This window comes from Granulicella sp. L46 (assembly GCF_009765785.1).
In the GTDB taxonomy this organism is placed as follows: domain Bacteria; phylum Acidobacteriota; class Terriglobia; order Terriglobales; family Acidobacteriaceae; genus Granulicella.
This window is the reverse complement of sequence record NZ_LMUT01000012.1, coordinates 453,607-471,734: the sequence shown is the minus strand read 5'-3', so window position 1 is coordinate 471,734 and position 18,128 is coordinate 453,607. Positions and strand designations below refer to the sequence as shown.

Here is an 18,128-nt window from a genome sequence, read left to right as displayed (position 1 = left end):
TTGTGTCTACCCTAAGGTAAAGCAACTGCGGGGGCGAGGCGAGCTAGACGCTAGTAGGATCAGCTAAACTAAGCCGGACGCTGGGAGTTAGAGGCTTGCGGGCTTGAGGCGGTGGGCGTAGAGGCCGGTGGCGATGGTCAGGTCGAGGTCGGCGAGGAGGAGTCCTTCGACGCCGTAGGGCTGCCAGGTGAGGACGGTGCCGTCGGGGTTGATGATGGCGGAGGTGGTGTCGGAGCCGGGGATGGCGAAGTTGACGCTGGCGAAGTAACAGGTGTTCTCGGCGGCGCGGCAGAGCATGGTCTTTTCGAAGATGGTGTTGGCGGGGTCGGCGAAGGTAGTGGGGACGTAGGCGTTGGGTTCTGCGCCGTGGAAGTGGGGGTGGAAGACGACCTGCGCGCCGTTGCGGACGGCCCAGCGTACGGTTTCGGGGTAGCGCCAGCCTTCGTGGCAGATGGAGATGCCGAAGGTGAGATCGTCGGAGCGGAAGATCTGGCGGGTGGTGCCGGGGGTGTAGGTGGACTCTTCCTGGGGGGCTAGCTGGACTTTGTCCTGGAAGCCGAGGATGGTGCCGTCGCGGTCGATGACTAAGGCGGTGGCGAGGAGTTGATTGTTGATGAGACGTTCGGTGCCGAGGATGACGGCGATGTTGGCGCGGGCGGCGGCGGCGGCGATGGTCTCGTGGGCGTGCGTGAGGAAAGCGGCGTCGGGGGGTGGGACGGATTGGGTGCGGGCGCGGTAGCCGGGGACGAAGCACTCGGGAAAGCAGAGGATGTCGGCGTGGGTGCTCGCTGCGCTCGCGATGGCGGAGAGTGCTTGGGCGATGGAGTCGTCGGGGGAGGATGGGAAGCGGAGGTTGGCCAGGGCGATGCGCATCGTGGATAGGATAGCGCGGTGGGTTGGGAGCTTCCAGCTTCGGCAGCTAGGGATAGCAAGAACGGGGGCGCTTCGCGCGAGAAGCAGGTTCCTCGCTACGCTCGGAATGACAGACAGAAAGGCAAAAGCGAAAGGTCCGAGCGTTGGCTGGGACCTTTGGGTGTATGACGCGGTTGGTTAGGAGATGGGGAGGAGGCCTAAGCGGCTGTGGGTGATGGGGAGGTCGCTTAGGCGGAGGGCTAGTGATTTTGCGCCGCCGCCGCCTTTGATGAACTCAGAGAGTTCGAGCTGGACTACGTCGAAGCCGGCGTCGAAGAGGCGGGTGGCCAGTTCGCGGGTGATCTCTCCGGTGAAGACGGTGCGTCCGAGGTTGAGGGCGCAGCAGGCCATGTGGGTTGCGTCGAGCTCGGATACGGCGATGCGGCGGTTGGCGGGGTAGGCGCGCTCGATGGCTGCGTTGGAGGCGGCGTCGAAGGCCTGGGGATAGTAGAGGATGTAGCCCGTGGCTTCGCCGGTGGGGCTGGCGAGCGGGGTGAAGCAGGTGTCGAGGTGATAGAAGCGGGGGTCGGATAGGTGGAGCGAGGTGACGGGGACGTGCCAGGCGTCGGCTATGTGGCGATGGGCGGCGCGGCAGGTGCGAACGCCGTGGGCGGCCCAGAGAGAGGTGCCGTCGTCGTTGAAGGCTACATCGCCTTCGCCTTCGAAGGGAGTCTCGCGGGGAGTTTCCCAAAGGATGAAGCCCTGGGAGATGAGCCAGCGGCGAAGGTAGGCGGTCTCGGCCCGGCGCTGCTGGGGGTTGAAGCTGGAGAGGGCGGCGACGCCGTTGTGGATGAGGGCGCTGTGCGCGACGAAGACCATGTCGGGGCAGCCGGGCTCGGGGTGCAGGAGGCGAACGTCGGCGACGCTGCGAAGGACGTTGTGCATGCCCTTCCACTGGGCGAAGGCGAGATCTCGGGAGGAACGATGGACGTTTCCAGCCATCCAGGGATTCAGGACGTAGTCGACGTTGTACCACTCCGGGGGACACATCAGGAAAGTGGGACGGGTGAACTGAGGCGTGGAGGCGAAGACGTTTGGAGCAGCGGATGAAGCGGTAATACTTGTAGCCATGATGATGAAATTCCTAGTACCGAAAAGGAGTGTCCTCCCCCCAGGGGACAGTCGTCAAGTGGGTAGGGTTACTCCGAGGGATACATACTCCCCGTAATCGAACTGAGGGATAAGACGCCTTCAAATGAGAAAAGGTCCGCCGGGTTGGCGAACCTTTAATGGATCGTTTAACGAACTGTTACAGGCCGCGAAAATGCTTGCCGCTGCTAACGTTTCGCTAATGTCGGGAAGCTGACACTTAGAGTTTTTCGAAGAACTCGCAGGCCGAGCAGGAGATGTAGACTCCGCCGGGGACGCCGCGCTCGCGGTCCTTGACACGCTTGACGATGCGGGTGGGCTTGGAGCACTTGGGACAGTCTGTGCTCTTCTGTGTATCCATGACCTTTTTGCGGTCGCCGGTCTTGGCAATCTTTGCCATTGTGATGATCTCCTCGGTGCGAATGTCTTGGCTTGACTCTGGCATGCGGCGATGGCTGCAATGCGCGCGGCGACCTGGCTTGATCCGTGATGGGCTGGGCTGGTGGGCTGGGCCGAACAGGAGGGTCGCGAGGGCGCTGGGCCGGGTAAAGCTCTGGGTTAAGTTTACACGATTTGGGGGTCGAGTTGTCAGTTCTCAGTTGTCAGTTCTCCGTTGAAGGTTCGGTTTTCACTGAGAACTGACCACTGAGAACTGAGAACCGTTGTGCTGCTAGGCTGCTGGTACGGATGCAGAGCGCTGGAGCAGATGCGGTGGGGGTGTCGGCGGGGCCGATGGAGGCGCTGCGGCGGCATTGGTTTCTGTATGTGTACGAGGGGGCGGAGCTGGCTTGGTTTATGGTGGCGGCTTGCGTGGCTACCGTCGTGCTGTTTGGGGCGGGGTCGCCGGTGTTGCATTGGGTGCCGAATGCGGCGTTGCGGCGGTTGGTGATGGGCGCGGCGATGGGTGGGACTGCAGTGCTGATTATTCATTCACCGATGGGGAAACGGTCGGGGGCACATTTTAATCCGGCGATTACGCTGACCTATCTTTGGCTGGGAAAGATTGGGGTGTGGGATGCCGTGGGGTATGTGTGCGGGCAGTTTGCTGGAGGGGTTGCGGGGGTTGGGGTTGCGGCGCTGATGATGGGGCGATTGCTGGCGCAGCCGTCGGTGAACTATGCGGTTACAGTGCCGGGCATTGGTGGGACGGCGGGGGCGTTTGGGGCGGAGTTGTTTATGGCTGCGCTGCTTATGGGGATTGTCTTGTGGATGACGAATCGGCGGCGGCTGGCGGCGTATACGAGCTATGCGGTGGGGGTGTTGATTACGGGCTATGTGTTTTTCTTTGCGCCGGTGTCGGGGTTCAGTATCAATCCGGCACGAACGGTGGGGCCGGCGGTGTTTGCGCAGATGTGGACGGCGGAGTGGGTTTATTTTGTCGCGCCGCTGCTGGGGATGTTTGGGGCGGCGGCGCTATACGTGTCGCGGTTTGGGATTGAGGGCGTGCTTTGTGCGAAGTTGCATGCTGCGCCTAGTGTGCTTTGTCCGTATCGGTGTGGGGTCGCGGAGCATGTGCCGGATAGGGATACTGCTAGCTAGATCGCTTAATGGGCGTGGCAGTGCTTCACTACGTTTTTCGCCGATGTACCATTGCTTTCATGCTCACCGCAGACCAGATACGACTCCTACCGAATCGGCGATTTGCATTTGAGGCTGCCAGTGGTCGAGAAATCAAGGGCACATATGAGCCAACAGAAAGACAACCGGAGACTCTCTGGCTGTCAACCATCGCGAAGCTTTCCAATGGCTCTCCCTTTTTAGTCGTCAGGAGCTATTTAGTTTCTTCCAAGCTGAGCGTTGAAGAGTTGGCGGCTAAGGGCGAAGATCTGGATGCTGAAGCGCAGGCAAAAGAGCTGGTCTAGTTCAGCGAAGCCCCTGTCAAAACAGTTTAGTCGTTGGGATTGGATTCGCGGTTGAGGTGCTGTTCGATGACTGGGTTGGTGGAGGCGGCGGTGGGCGTCGAGCCTAGGATCTGGACTAGCGGTGTGGCGGCGGCGGCTTCGTTTTCCATGGCGGTGTGGGCGGCGGGGGGCGCAATGTCCATGGGATAGCCGCTGGCGATGGGGGGGGTGTAGGTGTACTCCCATGCGTAGTGGCGGGTGAGTCGTATGAGGATGAAGATTCCGGGTATGAGAAACGCTGCGGTTACGAAGGAGGCTTCGGGGCCGTACGTGCCGCCGGTTAGCCACTCGGGGCCGGTGACCGAGGTGAAGATGAGGTTGTTGAAGCCGAAGTCCACGGGGATGGGCAGGCCGAAGATGATCGCCGCTGCTGCGCTCCAGGCGAAGTGAATTCCCCAGCCGATCCAGAGGGCGCGGGTGCGGAGGTAGGCGACGCAGAAGAGGATGGCGAAGAGGAAGGTGTCGAGGATGCTGAGCGCGGTGGCGTCGGGACGGTGGGCGGCGAGGATGGCGTAGAGGAAGGACAGGACGATGGTCGCGACGACGGGGCCGGTGGCTTCGATGAGCTGGATGAAGAGGAAGCCGCGGAAGGCGACTTCGAGCGCGAGCGTTGCGACGGCGATGGTGAGGAGCGAGAGGAGTGCGTAGCCGAGGTTGGGAAAGTTGAGGTTGAACTCGGGATGTAATGCGCCGATCAACATCATGGGAAGAACGGCCGCGAGAATGAGTGCCCAGCCCATCGCTGCGCCGCGGAGGAACTCTTCGCGGGTGGTGGCGCGGGCGGGGAGAGCGTTGGTGGAGCGGATGGTGTTGAGGCGGGTGAAGTTGTCGAAGGTGGGACTACGGGTTGCGATCCAGCGGAGGATGGCGAAGCCGATGAGCAGGAGGAAGAGGAAGAAGAGCTGCTGCAGAAGGTTCGAGATGATGGAGAGGTTGAAGCGGACGGTGAGGCCCTGGGTGGCTCGTTCGGCGAGACCCTGGGCAGCGACGATCCAGAGACCCGCGCCAAGGAAGAGCAGGAAGTGGAAGGGTCGCGGAAGAGCGGAGGTGCGCGGTGGTTGAGGCAACGGCGGGATGCTCCTTTGGCCGGGTTGCAGGACGAGTGATCCTGGGGCCTGCAAGGGTTAGACGCGTTCCCTGCCCTGGTGGGACCAACTGAGCTTCACGCGCTACTCGACCATCTTGCTAACCCATGTCTCAAAGACGAGACATGGGGCACCCGGGCTGTTGCGGCTCAGGCGGTGGTGTAGAACTGCGCTATGTTGCGGAACTTGTTGTAGCGGGCGGCTAGCATGTCGTCTAGCGAGAGGCCCTGGAGGTAGTCGAGGTGGTTTGCGAGGCGTTCGTCGACGATGCTCATCGCCAGGGCTGGGTCGTTGTGGGTTCCGCCTTCGGGCTCGCGAATGACTTCGTCGACGCAGCCTAACATTTTGACGTCGGTGGCGGTGTAGCGAAGAGCGGTCGCGGCGTCCTGCTTGCGGGAGGAGTCCTTCCACATGATGGAGGCGCAGCCTTCGGGCGAGATGACGGAGTAGATAGCGTTCTCGAGCATGAGGACGCGGTCGGCTACTGCTAGCGCGAGCGCGCCGCCGGAGCCGCCTTCGCCGGTGATGGTCGCGATGGTGGGGACGCGGAGGCGAGACATTTCGAGCAGGTTGCGGGCGATGGCTTCGGCCTGGCCGCGCTCCTCGGCACCGAGGCCGGGGTTGGCGCCCGCGCAGTCGATGAAGGTGAAGATGGGGCGATTGAATTTCTCGGCAATCTTCATGGCGCGGAGGGCCTTGCGATAGCCTTCGGGGTCGGGCGAGCCGAACTTGCGGGCGACGCGCTCTTTGACGGAGCGGCCCTTGAGGTTCGCGATGACCATGACGGGCTGGCCGTGAAAGCGGGCCATGCCGGCAGTCATCGCGGGGTCGTCGGCGAACTGACGATCACCGTGAATCTCGCTGAAGTCGGTGAAGAGAGCCTGGATGTAGTCCATGGGATAGGGACGCTGGGGATGCCGGGCTAATTCGGTTTTAACCCAGGCTTCGGGGACCGGTGGTGCGGGCTGGTGTGATTGCTTTTGGGAGGTATTTTCTGCCATCTCGTTGACCAAGTTGATTGTACGGGAAGAAGCGCGAGTAGTGGGTAGTGAGTAGTGGGTAGTCAAAAAAGCAGCTCTTACCTTTTAGCTTCTGACTTTTAGCTAACGGTGGTCACGAGGATTGGACGCGGCGGGGGTTAATTGGGGTACAGGAGAGAGATGCGGAGGGCTTGCGCGCCGGGGCTTAGCTGTAAGGGCTTTTTGGTGTTCGCGGGAAACCACGCGACCTCGCCCGGCTTGAGGGATTGCTTCCCTGCCCCTGCCTCCACTTTGAGATCGGTGGTGGGCACGAGGAGCGAGCGTGCCTGGAGGGGGGCGGCCTCGCAGCCGACTGTGGGCGGGCAGACGATGCGGTCGATTTCGAGGGCTGTGTCCTGGAATTCGATGTGGGTGCCGGGCATGAGGGGAGACGGGACTTCGCCGCGGGTGACTTGCTTGAGGTCGGTGGGCGGGATGGTTTTGAGTTCGACGCGGAGGAAGTCGGAGGGGAGCTCGCTGAGGTTGGTGATGCTGTGGCGCTCGGTCATGCCGGGCGCGATGCGAAACGCTCCAGTGTGGGTGGGCGGACGGGTGACGGAGAACGCGTTGGGTGGTTCGTGGTCGATTCGGACTTCGCCGGAGTCGTTGAGATAGATGTAGATGGTGGGGTACGCGGAGTGGTCGTGCATGGGGACGAATTCGTGCGGGCCGTAGTGGACGCGCATGACGAGGAGGTCGTGGTTGTTGAGGATGGTTTTGTAGTTCTTGGGGAGCGGGGACTGCGCGAGGGCGGCGGTGGTGAGGAGAACAAGGGCAAGGGCACGCATGGTTATTGGATGACTTGCACGGCGCCGCGACCCACTAAGGATTCAACTTGTTCGATGAAGGCTACGTCGGCGGCTACGGTTAGGTGGGGCTCGAGGTCTACGGCGAACTGGTCGGGTTCTTCGAGGCGGAGCATTAGTTTGCCGGCGCCGGGGGCGGAGCGGAAGAGGCTGTCGAGTTTGGCTAGGAGTTCGGTGTCGGGGTTGTGCAGGGGGACGCGGATACGGAGGGCGTCGGGGAGTTTTATTTTTACGTCTTCGAGGGCGATGATGTTGGAGACGGCTAGCTTGGGGGCGGCGTCTTCGTCGCCGCGCAGGACGCCGCGGACTAGTACAGGGACGTCTATTTTTAGTTTTTCGGCTAGCTTTTCGTAGGCCGAGGAGAAGGCGATGAGTTCGATCTTGCCTACGGTGTCTTCGAGCGCGGCTTGCGCGTACATCTCACCGGAGCGTTTGGATTTGGCGACCTTAAGGCCGGTGATGACGCCGGCGATCTGGATTTCATTGGAGGAGGATTCTTCGCGGCGGCCGCGGTTGAAGACGGTGGGCTCTGGCTTCATCTCGCAGGCCGTGACTGTGTCGATGACTTTGAGATTGCGGAGTTTTTCGCGGTACTTGTCGAGGGGGTGGCCGGAGACGAAGAAGCCGAGGACTTCTTTTTCGTTTTGGAGGCGGAGGTGTTCGTCCCAGTCGGGTACGGCGGGTAGGGCTTCTTCGGTGTGCGCGGCGTTGGCGGGGCCTGGATCGTCGAACATGCCGAAGAGGCCGTGCTGTCCGGAGGCGGTGTCGCGCTGGGATTTCTGGGCGCGCTCGATGGCTTTGTCTAGGGCGGCGAAGACGCGGGCGCGGGGGCCGAAGGAGTCGAGCGCGCCGGCCTTGCAGAGGCTTTCAAGGACTCGCTTGTTCATGAGGCGGAGGTCAATCTTGTCGCAGAATTCATACAGGGAGGAGAAGCCCTGCTTCCCTTCTTTCTGGAGTTCAGCGCGCGCAGTGATGATGGAGTCAATTGCGTTGTGGCCTACGTTCTTAATTGCGGCGAGGCCGAAGAGGATGGAGTCGCCGGTGGGAGTGAAGTTTGCGGCGGAGACTTGCACGTCGGGTGGAACGACGGCGATGCCTAGCTCGCGACACTCGCCGATGTACTTGACTACGTTTTCTGGCTTGCTGGTTTCGGAGGTTAGGAGCGCGGCCATGAACTCTACGGGGTAGTGCGTCTTGAGCCAGGCGGTGTGGTAGGCGAGGAGGCTGTACGCGGCGGAGTGTGACTTGTTGAAGCCGTAGCCGGCGAACTTGGCCATCTGGTCGAAGATTTCTCCGGCCTGCGACTTGGGGAACTTGCGCTCGGCGGCGCCTTTGAGAAAGATCTCGCGCTGCTTCTCCATCTCGGCGGCGTCCTTCTTACCCATGGCGCGGCGGAGGAGGTCGGCGCCACCGAGCGAGTACCCGCCGATGACGTTCGAGATCTGCATGACCTGTTCCTGGTAGACCATGACGCCGAGGGTCTCTTTGAGGAGAGGTTCGAGTTCGGGGAGGGTGTATTCGACTGGGTTGCGACCCCACTTGCGCTCGATGAAGTCGTCGATCATGGACATGGGGCCAGGGCGGTAGAGAGCGTTGAGCGCGGTGAGGTGCTCGATGGTGTTGGGCTTGTAGCGGCGCAGGACGTCGCGCATGCCGCCGGATTCAAATTGGAAGACGCCGGAGGTGAGCGCGCGGTGGAAGACTTTTTCGAAGGTGGCAGTGTCTTCGAGATCGATGAGGGAGAGGTCGACGATTTCGTTGCGGTTGGACTTGATGAGTTTGAGGCAGTCGTCGATGACCGTGAGGGTGGTTAGGCCGAGGAAGTCCATCTTGAGCAGGCCCATTTTTTCTACGGCCTTCATGTCGTAGCTGGTGACGATGGCTTCGTCTTTGGTGCGGGTGACGGGGACTAGCTCGGTAAGGGGTTGGGGCGCGATTACTACGCCGGCTGCGTGGACTCCTGCGCCGCGGACGAGGCCTTCGAGGCGGAGGGCTGTGTCGATGAGCTCTTTGATTTTTGGGTCGGCGTAGGCTTGCGCGAGGAGGGGGTTGTCCTTGAGAGCTTGCTCGATGGTGATGCCGATGGTGGGGGGGATTAATTTTGCGATGCGGTCGACTTCACCGTAGGGCATGTCGAGGGCGCGGCCTACGTCCTTGATGGCGGCTTTGGCGGCCATGGTGTTGAAGGTGATGATCTGCGCGACCTGGTCGTTGCCGTACTTGCGGCGGACATACTCGATGACTTCGCCGCGACGATTCATGTCGAAGTCGATGTCGATATCGGGCATGGAAATACGTTCGGGGTTGAGGAAGCGCTCGAAGAGGAGATCGTTCTGGAGCGGATCGATGTCGGTGATCTCCATGACGTAGGCGACGAGCGAGCCGGCGGCGGAACCGCGGCCGGGGCCTACGGGAATTCCCTGCTCGCGGGCGTAGCGGATGAAGTCCCACACAATCATGAAATAGCCGGGAAACTTCATCTGCTTGATGCAGTCGATTTCGCGGTTGAGGCGGGCTTCGTAGTCGGTGATGGATTTGCGGAGCTTGTGGGTGTCTTCTAGATGCTTGATGGCGGATTCGCGACGCTTGCGCCAGCCGGCGCGGCAGACCTGCTCGAAGTAGGTGTCGAGGTCCATACCGTCGGGGCAGTCGAATTTGGGAAAGGGATTTTTTACTTTCGTGAGCTCGAGGTTGCAGCGCTCGGGAAACTGCATGGTGCGGGTGCAGACTTCTGGGGCGTGGGCGAAGAGCTTATGCATCTCGTCCGCACTCTTGATGTAGAACTCTTGCGTGTCGAACTTGAAGCGCTTGGGGTCGTTCATGCTGCCGGCGGTTTGGACGCAGAGGAGGACTTCGTGGGCGCGGGAGTCCTGGTCTTCGATGTAGTGCGAGTCGTTGGTGGCGATAAGCGGGATGTCTAGATCTTTTTCGAGACGGAACATGGCCTCGGTTACTGCTTTGTCGGGGGCGAGGTGGTGGTCCTGAATTTCGAGGAAAAAGTTGCCGCGACCGAACATGGTTTCGAAGTCGCCGGCGGACTTTTTGGCGAGGTCGTAGTTCCCTTGCATGATGTGCTGCGAGACTTCTCCCGCTAGGCAGCCGGAGAAGCCGATGAGGCCTTCGGTGTGCTTGGCGAGGAAGGCTTTGCTGACGCGGGGCTTTTTGTAGAAGCCGTGCAGGGCGGCCTCGGAGGTGAGACGAACGAGGTTGCGGTAGCCGGCTTCGTTTTCGGCGAGGATGAGGAGGTGGTTGTATTTGGAGTCGGGGTCGGCGTGCTCGCGGAGATGGGACTCTTCTTTGCAGACGTAGAGCTCGCAGCCGAGGATGGGCTTGAGGTTCTTCTTGTGCATGGCGTCGAAGAAATGGACGGCGCCGTAGATGTTGCCGTGGTCGGTGATGGCGGCGGAGGTCTGGCCGATTTTGGTGAGGTGTTTGGCTAGCTTGTCGACGTCGCAGGCACCGTCGAGGAGAGAGTAGTCGGTGTGGAGATGGATGTGCGTGAACTCAGCGGCCATACAGGTAGTTTACGGCTTGGGAAAATTGGGGCCTGAGGAATTCCCGTCAGGTTTCGCATCGTGCTCGTTCGATGGCCATCTAACGATTGCAGTTTCATCTCAAGTGTCACTAAAGGCTCCATGACAAACGAAGAATTATTGGTCGCAACAGCGGTGGGCTCGTGGAAGCAGATCATTGGCCGGGCCGACTCCGTGATCGCAAAGTACACCGACGAGCAGTTGGATCGGCACGTCGCGCCGGGCCGGAATCGCGTACGCTACCTGATCGGGCATCTGGTGGCCATCGACGACCGGCTGTTCCCGTCCCTCGGCATTGGTGAGCGCCTGTACGAGAAGCTGGATGCAGCGTACGTGACGAATCCGGATGGGACGCTGCCGGATCCGGTGTCGACTGAGGAGTTGAAGAAGGCTTGGTTCGATGTTCACTCGAAGTTGACCGCGGCCTTTGAGCAGATGACGGCGGCGCAGTGGCTGGAGCGGCATACCGCGGTTTCAGCGGAGGACTTTGCGAAGGAGCCCTTGCGTAACCGGTTGGCGATGATGCTGAGCCGCACCAATCATGTGTCGATGCATCTCGGGCAGGCGTTGCTGGCCAAGTGAATGGATGCACGCCGAGCTAGTGGAGGGCGGCGGTTTCGGCTGGGGATAGGGGGATGTGATTTAGCTGTTTGAGGAGGCTGATTAGGTTTTGGTTGAGGGCGGTTATGCGGTGGGCGCCGGAGTGGTGGTAGAAGCCCCAGTGGGGGTCGGTGATGGTCCAGAGGATGGCTTTGGTGGTGGGGTCGTTGAGGGTGACGTAGATGCCGTTAGCTTCGTCGTTGTGGAAGCGGACTAGGACGTCGGCGGTCTCGGCGGAGTCGGTGAGGTGATAGTAGCCCCACGTGGTGAGGGCGGTGAGGAAGCCTTCGAAGTAGGGGTGGGGAGTGGACTTGAGGGTGAGGGAGTCGTTCTGGACGTAGATGTTTTTGGCGTTGAGGACCTGCGGGGGGACGGGGGCGGTGAACTTGATGAGGGCTTCGAAGGAGGGGCGGAGGGTGTCGCGGTTGACTAGCTGGTCCGGGGTGGTGGAGCGGGGAGTGGAGACGCGGGTGGCGATCTGGTAGGTAAGCCACTCGATGGAGCGGGCGAAGGCGATGGCGCCTTTAGGGATGTCGGTGCCGCGGCCGGCGGGGGCGGTGATGGTGTCGATGGGCGCGAGGGTGGCGGGGTCGAGGATGGTGAGCACTAGTCTGGGCTGATGTTGCTGGGCGATGACGTGTTGGCCATCCGGCGTCTGGACGAGGTTGGGAGCGAGTTCGGCGCCGTGGATCTGGAAGATGAGGTCGGCGTGGACGGGCGAGTCGACGAGTTGGAAGTAGCCCCACTGCTGAAGGGCGGCGTAGAGCTGGTTGTAGGCGACGTTGGGGCCACCGGGGATTTCGCCGTTGAAGTAGTTGTTGCCGCCGGCGTTGGAGAGGAAGATGGTTTTGGCGGCGGTGACGCGCGCGATGGCTTCGGGGGATGCGGGCTGCTGGGGCGCCGGGGGTGGTGGTGGAGGCGGAGGGAGTAGCTGCGTCTGGCGGGCGTTGGCGAGGGGGCACAGCGCGATCGCGAGGCAGGTGGAGAGGACGCTTCTAACGGAACGTCGGCGAGGCGGACTTGGGGTGCGGGTGCTGCTCATCAGGATCAACTCCGGGAGATGGCCGCGCGGGCGAATTTATTCAAAGATACATGATGCTTTGAAGGAAACTTGTAGATGAGGTGTCGCGTGGGGAGGCGCTGCGGGCTGTGCGGGTGGGTTTCCGGGTTGACGGAGCGGATGCAGGCCCGGGGTGTCCTGCGCTAGAATCTGTCGTCATGAAGAGTGAACCTCGGACGAGGATTGCGCGTCTGGAGCGATGACGGGTGAAGAGGGGTTGAAGCCTTGAGCATGCGGGACTCGGTTCTTTTTGGGTGGATCTTTCGGGCGGTTCGGAAGCGCGGCCGGGAACGAGATCTGCAGGCGGCTGCGGCGTGGCCGACGGTGACTGCGAAGCTGCTGGCCGGCAACGTGGTGCAGCGTGACGAGCTCGCCCAAGGAACGCTGGCGCAGACGACTCAGATTGAGTTTCAGTACTACTTTGCTTTGGGAGATGACTTCTTTGGCGGGTATTTGCGGAGTGTTCCCTGCTCGGAATCGGAGGGGCGGCGGTGGTTGCGCGAGGTGCCTGAGGGGACCTTGGTGACGGCTCGGTATGACCCGGCGGATCCGGACAAGACGCATGCGCTGGCGGGGGATAATGTGGGGAAGCTACCGTTTGGAGTTTGGGAGATGTAGGGGTGGCGGGGCTGGATGGATCGGGCCTTCAGCCCTCTGGGGTTCAATGCGTGGGTACGTGGGCTGCGCCCCACGCTGGTATGGGGCGCGCCTTTGGCGCTTAGGGCGAGGCGGTGAGAATGGCTTGCGGCTGCGAGGTGGCTTGCGTTTACTTCGTGAGGGCGGCGGGGAGTTTTTCGTAGATGTTGCCGAAGCCGCCGTTGGAGAGGATGGCGACTACGTCGTTGGGGGCAAGACGAGGGGCGATGTTGGCGACAATGGCGTCGGCGTCGGCGCAGAGGGTGGCGGGGACGTTGCGTGAGTTCAGCGCGGCGATGACGTGCTCGGGGTCGAGGCGCTCGAGTACGGGGATGGCTTCACTCTTGAAGACGGCGGCGAGGATGACTTCGTCCGCGAGGGCTAGCGAGTCGACTAACTCGCGCTCGAAGACGTTGCGGCGGAGGGTGTTGGAGCGGGGCTCGAGGACGGCGAAGAGGCGGCGGCCGGGGTAGGCGGCGCGGAGGGCGCGGAGGGTTTCGCGGATGGCTGTGGGGTGGTGGGCAAAGTCGTCGATGATGGTGACGCCGGCGATTTCGGCGCGGACTTCGAGGCGGCGTTTTACGGATTGGAAGGTAGCGAGGGCTTCGGTGATGGCGACGGCGGGAATTCCCTGCCCTGCGGCTAGTGCGGCGGCGGCGGTGGCATTGAGGGCGTTGTGCTCGCCGGCCATGGGGAGAGTGAGGTGGGCGAAGGTTTCACCGCCGCGGAGGAGGGTCCAGGTGGTGGTGCTTCCCTGCTGCTTGAGGTTGGTGGCTTGCCAGTAGGAGTCGGGGGCAAGGCCGTAGCGCTCTACGTTGCAGAAGGCTTTGGCGCAGCACTCGGTGACGTTGGAGTTGCCATCGTAAGCGATTAGGCGGCCGCGTTTGGGAATGAGGTTGACCATGCGCTTGAAGGCGGTCTTGACGGCGTCGAGGTCAGAGTAGATGTCGGCGTGGTCGAACTCGACGTGGGTGAGGATGGCGACGTCGGGAAAGTAGTGGAGGAACTTGGGACCCTTGTCGAAGAAGGCGGTGTCGTACTCGTCGCCTTCGAGGATGAAGGTGCGGGACGAGGGCTGGACGTGGAAGCTGGTGCCGAAGTTTTCGGCTACTCCACCGATGAGGAAGGACGGGGTGAACGCCGAGTTACTGCGGCCGGCGACCTCGTAGATCCAGGCGAGCATGCTGGTGGTGGTGGTCTTGCCGTGAGTGCCGCAGACTACGAGGCGCTCGCGGTTGGCGAGGAACTCGTCGTGGATGAGTGCGGCCATGGAGGTCATGGGGATGCGCTGGTCGAGGACTACTTCGAGCTCGGGATTGCCGCGCGAGATGGCATTGCCTACGACGACCAGGTCGGGTGCGGGCTGGAGATTGGCGGCGCTGTAGGGTTCGAGGATGGGGATACCCTGGGCGCGGAGCTGGTCTGACATGGGTGGGTAGGCTGCCGTGTCGGAGCCCGTCACGCGGTGGCCGTGGGCGCGGAGCATGCCGGCGAGTGAGGCCATCGCGGTGCCGCAGATGCCGATGAGGTGGATGTGCTTCGGTTGAGTCATAAGATTCGGATTGAGGAGAAACAGCGTCTAGGTTCAGTCGGCGCAGCCATGCCAAGACAGTTGCTGAGGTGTCAAGGAAAATAAGGCTACGGTGTTACACGTTCGCGTTTCACGATGGTTGCTTTGAATTCTTTTCCGCTAGGCAGTTTCAATCGCAGGTCTTGCCCATCGATCGATACCGGTACAGGATCGCCGATGATCACGCCTGGCACAATTTCGCCGGAGTGTCGGCTTACGCGGCCACCCCTCGCCGTGTACACGACATCCCCGACTTGTACAGTGATTAGCGCATTAGCGAACGAGGTTCCTTCGATAAGCCGCTCAGTGGTTCCGCTAGAAAGAAGCTTTCCGGAAACGTAAGCGCGGTCATGGTTGCTCCCGAAAGCGCTAGCAGCACTAAACAGGAACAGGAATAGGAACGAGAAGAAATAGCGCTTCATAGGCTTTCTCAAAAACGGAAGTTTAACAGATGCGAGATGTGAGATTCAGAGGTGCGAGGTTGAGATGCGAGATGTGGGCTATTCGGAGAGCTTGTCGTCTTCCATTGTGACCCAGGTGCCTAGGGGGATGGAGCGGTTGTGCTGGTTCATGTGGCCCGATTGGAGGCCGATGGTGATGGGGCCGGGGAAAGTTTGGAGGGCGTGGAGGCAGGCGGCTTCGAGGAGTGCGATTTCGAATGGCCCGTTGGGATCGATGTTGGCGGAGGGGTCGCCGAAGACGATGCCTCGAACCTGGTCGAGTTGGCCGGCGAGGCGGAGGTGATTGAGCATGCGGTCCCATTGGTAGGGCTTGGTGTTGATGTCCTCGAGGAAGAGGATGGTGGGCTCGGTGAGGTTGAGGGCGTAGGGGGTGCCGAGGGATTCGGTGAGGATGGAGAGGCAGCCGCCGAGGAGGCGGCCTTCGGCGCGGCCGGGCTTGAGGGTGCGGATGCCATCGGCTGCATTGACGGACCAGGGGGTGTCTGCGTGGAGTGCGGCGCGCCAGGTGCGGTGGTCGACGCCGTCAGGGTTGGACCAGTCGGCGGCGGCCATGGGGGCGTAGAAGGTGGGGAGTTTGCAGAGGTTCCAGAGGTAGAGGTGGAGCGACGTGTGGTCGCTGTAGCCGGCGAAGACTTTTGGGTTGGCGCGGATGAGCGAGGCGTCGAGGAGAGGGAGGAGCTCGGCGGAGCCCCAGCCGCCGCGGGTGCAGAGGATGGCGTCGATGGTGGGGTCGGCGAAGGCGGCGTGGAGGTCGGCTACGCGGTTGGCGGCGGTGCCGGCGTAGTAGAGCGGACCGCGGTCGAGGGCGTGGGGCATGATGATGGGGTCGTAGCCGTAGGCACGGAGCGCGGCGCTGCCCTGGGCTACTAAATCGGATTTAGCAGCGGAGGCTGGGGAGACGAGGGCGATGCGACTTTCCTGCTTGAGTTTGGGGCGCGGCGTTGACATGTCAGACTTGAGACCTTTGGTTGGAAACCATGAGGAGTGTCGCTGCTGCGAGCGGCCTGGCGGGTCCTTCGGCTGCGCAACTCGCAAGTGCGCGAGTTGCTTCGCTCAGGATGACGGATTTTCTTTCAGCCAGAAGATGAAAACGAAGCGATGTCGAGAGGTCAGGCAAAGTCTACTTCTCCGGTGCAGATGATTTCGGCAGGGCCGGTGAGGAGCATCTCGCTGGAGTTGGTCGGCCAGACGACTTGTTGAGCACCGCCTTCGGCGATGGCCGTGAGCTCGCGCGCGGCATTGTGTCGGAAGATGGCGGCGGTTGACGCTGCGCAGGTTCCGGTGCCGCTCGAGGTGGTGGGGCCGCAGCCGCGCTCGTAGATGCGGAAGGCGATTTCTGAGGGCGAGAGGATGCGGACGAACTCGACGTTTGTGCCGTGGGGAAAGAGTGGGTCGACTGCGATTTTTGCGCCTAGTTGTTGCCAGGTGAGGTTGTGGCTGCTGAAGTCTTCGTTGTCTGGAAAGAGGATGAAGTGCGGGTTGCCCACGTTGACCAAGACGCCGTCGATGGGGGTGTCGACTCCGGGGATTTCGATGGTGCGGGGCATGACGCGGGGGACGCCCATGTCGATTTCGATCCAATAGTCCGGGCCGTCGCGGCGAATGAGGCGGCAGGTGCGGATGCCGCCGTGAGTTCCGAGCGCGACTTGCTCGAGGCCTTCACTTGCGGCGAGCCACGCGGCTACGCAACGGGTGCCGTTGCCGCTGAGCTCGGCCTCGGAGCCGTCGGAGTTGAAGAGGCGGAGGAAGAACTCGTTGTTGGATTTGCGTTGCAGGAACTCGATGCCGTCGGCGCCGATGCCGGTGTTGCGGCTGCAAAGTTTGCGCGCCAGCGCGGCGTGGCGATTGAGTGCGAGGGATTCTTCGATGATCAGGAAGTCGTTGCCGAAGGCGTGGGCTTTGACGAAGGGGATACGGCTCACTCTTCCTCCGTGTCGTTGAAGACTACGACCTTATCGGTGGCGTCGCTAGCCTGTAGCTCGTGGTGGATGTGGTGATGAATCTTGTGGGTGGCGGTAACGATGAAGGAGACGCGTTCGATGCCGGCGATGTTGTCGCGATCGAGTACGGCGAGGCGCTGGCCGACGGAGTCGAGGACTTTGAGGATAGCGATCTGCATGCGGTGATTGGCGGCAGAGACTTGCTCGGCGAGAGCTTCGGCGCGGGCTGGTCCGACGACACTCTCGGGCAGCATAGAGCCGATGTCGGCACGGACTTCGTAGACCTTGGGATAGCGCTTCCAGCCGAGGCGGCCTTCTAGAAGGCCGATGATCTGAAGAGAGATGAGGACGAGGATGGTGGAGAGCCCGGCCACAATGTAGAGTCCCGCGCCGCAGGTCATGCCGATGGCCGCGACTACCCAAACCGTGGCCGCGCTAGTAAGGCCAAGGACGCGATTCTTGGTGTGGAGGATAAGGCCGGCGCCGAGGAAGCCGATGCCTTGCACAATGTTTGCGGCGATCTGGCCGCGGTTGTTCGGACTATCGCCAGCGATGACGACGCTCATGATTGTGAAGAGCGCCGAGCCAACGCAGATGAGGATGTTGGTGCGAAGACCGGAATCCTTGTGGCGCCACTCGCGCTCGAGGCCTACGACACCACCCAGGAGGGCGGCCATCAACAGACGCTTGACGGAGGGTCCGGTGAGGACGAGCTGCTCGAGCGTGGAGAAATGTATGTGGCCGGGTTCCACCATCGAGCCAGAATACTACTCGCGGTCGCGGAGGTGTGGATTGTGAAGCGTCCGGAATCGGAGTGGATACCGAGGCGTTGCAAAAAGAAAACCGCCCGCGTTCGGCAGCACGCGGGCGGACAAAGCCTGACCTGTGGCGATAACTACGCTACAGGCGCGGCAACGTTGATCTGTTGGGAAAGCTTGGTGAGGAGCTGATCGGCCTTCTCTTCCTCGGCAAGGGTCTTGTCGAGAAGTTGTGCGTCCTGCTGGTTGCCGAGCACTTCAGCCCAGGTGCGGAGGGTTCCGTAGATGGCAATCTCGTGATGCTCGACCTGGTTGCCTGCAGCGATCAGGATCACATCGCGGATGCTCTCGTTGGCGGCGTCCGCGATCTCGGATTCAGCTGAGCTGATGAGCTGGGCGGTGACCTTGCATTTTGACTCGTTCACTTCGCCGTTGGTGGCATCGAGAATGCGCTCGAGGCGAATGACGTGCTGTTTGGACTCGGTGAGGTGATCTCGGAAGGCCCGAGCTAGTTCGGGGTTGGTGGCCTTCTCAATCATGGCGGGCAGACCTTTGTCGACGATCTGCTTTTCGCTGCTAAGCGCGTGCTGGAGCATGTTGATATACAGCTCGCGCAGGTTGTTGACATCTGGTGTAAAGATTCCCATGGCCCATTTCTCCTTGTGGTTTATCGACACAGCGCCGCCAGCTCGTTCAGGCGAGCGTGTTGTGTAGGTCGTCAGTTTGCGTTCGTCTTTTCGTTCTTATGACCGGCGGAG

The 18,128-nt window shown here is 61.7% G+C and carries 18 protein-coding genes; 4 read left to right on the top strand and 14 right to left on the bottom strand.

Annotated features, from left to right (window positions below; translation table 11 throughout):
- Positions 1-87: 87 nt before the first annotated feature.
- The 3 genes from GSQ80_RS11335 to GSQ80_RS11325 form a co-directional block, all read right to left on the bottom strand.
- Complete coding sequence (locus GSQ80_RS11335; protein ID WP_158787746.1) at positions 88-873, bottom strand: carbon-nitrogen hydrolase family protein; 786 nt, start codon at positions 871-873, stop codon at positions 88-90.
- Positions 874-1,050: 177 nt separating this feature from the next.
- On the bottom strand, positions 1,051-1,983 hold the full coding sequence (locus GSQ80_RS11330) for a dimethylarginine dimethylaminohydrolase family protein (protein ID WP_158787745.1): 933 nt from the start codon (positions 1,981-1,983) through the stop codon (positions 1,051-1,053).
- Positions 1,984-2,221: 238 nt separating this feature from the next.
- Positions 2,222-2,401 (bottom strand): hypothetical protein, encoded by a 180-nt coding sequence (locus GSQ80_RS11325; protein ID WP_158787744.1) that lies wholly within the window; start codon positions 2,399-2,401, stop codon positions 2,222-2,224.
- A 287-nt stretch (positions 2,402-2,688) separates the two neighbouring features.
- Between GSQ80_RS11325 and GSQ80_RS11320 the strand changes: the two genes are divergently transcribed.
- On the top strand, positions 2,689-3,540 hold the full coding sequence (locus tag GSQ80_RS11320; RefSeq protein WP_158787743.1) for an MIP/aquaporin family protein: 852 nt from the start codon (positions 2,689-2,691) through the stop codon (positions 3,538-3,540).
- Between the two features lie 8 nt (positions 3,541-3,548).
- Positions 3,549-3,863: a hypothetical protein gene (locus GSQ80_RS11315; RefSeq protein ID WP_158787742.1), complete on the top strand. Its 315-nt coding sequence runs from the start codon at positions 3,549-3,551 to the stop codon at positions 3,861-3,863.
- Between the two features lie 26 nt (positions 3,864-3,889).
- On the opposite strand, the gene GSQ80_RS11310 is transcribed toward GSQ80_RS11315, so the two are convergent.
- From GSQ80_RS11310 to dnaE, 4 genes are all read right to left on the bottom strand, one after another.
- Positions 3,890-4,969: a CPBP family intramembrane glutamic endopeptidase gene (locus tag GSQ80_RS11310; RefSeq protein ID WP_158787741.1), complete on the bottom strand. Its 1,080-nt coding sequence runs from the start codon at positions 4,967-4,969 to the stop codon at positions 3,890-3,892.
- A gap of 167 nt (positions 4,970-5,136) precedes the next feature.
- Positions 5,137-5,988, bottom strand: a complete 852-nt coding sequence (locus tag GSQ80_RS11305) for an acetyl-CoA carboxylase carboxyltransferase subunit alpha (RefSeq protein WP_158787740.1) — start codon at positions 5,986-5,988, stop codon at positions 5,137-5,139.
- A 137-nt stretch (positions 5,989-6,125) separates the two neighbouring features.
- Entirely contained in the window at positions 6,126-6,794 is a 669-nt protein-coding gene (locus tag GSQ80_RS11300; RefSeq protein WP_158787739.1) for a cupin domain-containing protein, read from the bottom strand.
- A 2-nt stretch (positions 6,795-6,796) separates the two neighbouring features.
- Positions 6,797-10,327 carry a DNA polymerase III subunit alpha gene (dnaE, locus tag GSQ80_RS11295; protein ID WP_158787738.1) on the bottom strand — a complete coding sequence of 1,177 codons (3,531 nt, stop codon included), beginning with the start codon at positions 10,325-10,327 and terminating at the stop codon, positions 6,797-6,799.
- 120 nt (positions 10,328-10,447) lie between these two features.
- Between dnaE and GSQ80_RS11290 the strand changes: the two genes are divergently transcribed.
- Positions 10,448-10,927, top strand: coding sequence for a DinB family protein (locus tag GSQ80_RS11290; RefSeq protein WP_158787737.1), 480 nt, complete (start codon positions 10,448-10,450; stop codon positions 10,925-10,927).
- Between the two features lie 16 nt (positions 10,928-10,943).
- Here GSQ80_RS11290 and GSQ80_RS11285 read toward each other — a convergent pair whose 3' ends face one another.
- Positions 10,944-11,987, bottom strand: coding sequence for a hypothetical protein (locus GSQ80_RS11285; RefSeq protein WP_158787736.1), 1,044 nt, complete (start codon positions 11,985-11,987; stop codon positions 10,944-10,946).
- Between the two features lie 249 nt (positions 11,988-12,236).
- Here GSQ80_RS11285 and GSQ80_RS11280 point away from each other — a divergent pair, with 249 nt between their 5' ends.
- The gene (locus GSQ80_RS11280) at positions 12,237-12,623 is read left to right on the top strand and encodes a DUF3592 domain-containing protein (protein WP_158787735.1); all 387 of its coding nucleotides are present in this window, start codon (positions 12,237-12,239) and stop codon (positions 12,621-12,623) included.
- Positions 12,624-12,771: 148 nt separating this feature from the next.
- Here the strand turns inward: GSQ80_RS11280 and mpl are convergent, their stop codons facing one another.
- From mpl to GSQ80_RS11250, 6 genes are all read right to left on the bottom strand, one after another.
- Positions 12,772-14,193: a UDP-N-acetylmuramate:L-alanyl-gamma-D-glutamyl-meso-diaminopimelate ligase gene (mpl, locus tag GSQ80_RS11275; RefSeq protein ID WP_158787734.1), complete on the bottom strand. Its 1,422-nt coding sequence runs from the start codon at positions 14,191-14,193 to the stop codon at positions 12,772-12,774.
- 86 nt (positions 14,194-14,279) lie between these two features.
- The gene (locus GSQ80_RS11270; protein WP_158787733.1) at positions 14,280-14,633 is read right to left on the bottom strand and encodes a hypothetical protein; all 354 of its coding nucleotides are present in this window, start codon (positions 14,631-14,633) and stop codon (positions 14,280-14,282) included.
- A gap of 78 nt (positions 14,634-14,711) precedes the next feature.
- A complete protein-coding gene (locus GSQ80_RS23745; RefSeq protein WP_158787732.1) occupies positions 14,712-15,620 on the bottom strand; it encodes an LD-carboxypeptidase in 909 nt (302 codons plus the stop codon).
- Positions 15,621-15,781: 161 nt separating this feature from the next.
- Positions 15,782-16,594 (bottom strand): diaminopimelate epimerase, encoded by an 813-nt coding sequence (gene dapF, locus GSQ80_RS11260; protein WP_158787731.1) that lies wholly within the window; start codon positions 16,592-16,594, stop codon positions 15,782-15,784.
- Positions 16,591-17,367, bottom strand: coding sequence for an MgtC/SapB family protein (locus GSQ80_RS11255; protein WP_158787730.1), 777 nt, complete (start codon positions 17,365-17,367; stop codon positions 16,591-16,593). The genes dapF and GSQ80_RS11255 overlap by 4 nt, the downstream gene beginning before the upstream one ends.
- Positions 17,368-17,507: 140 nt before the next feature.
- Positions 17,508-18,017: a ferritin-like domain-containing protein gene (locus GSQ80_RS11250; RefSeq protein ID WP_158787729.1), complete on the bottom strand. Its 510-nt coding sequence runs from the start codon at positions 18,015-18,017 to the stop codon at positions 17,508-17,510.
- Between the last annotated feature and the right edge of the window lie 111 nt (positions 18,018-18,128).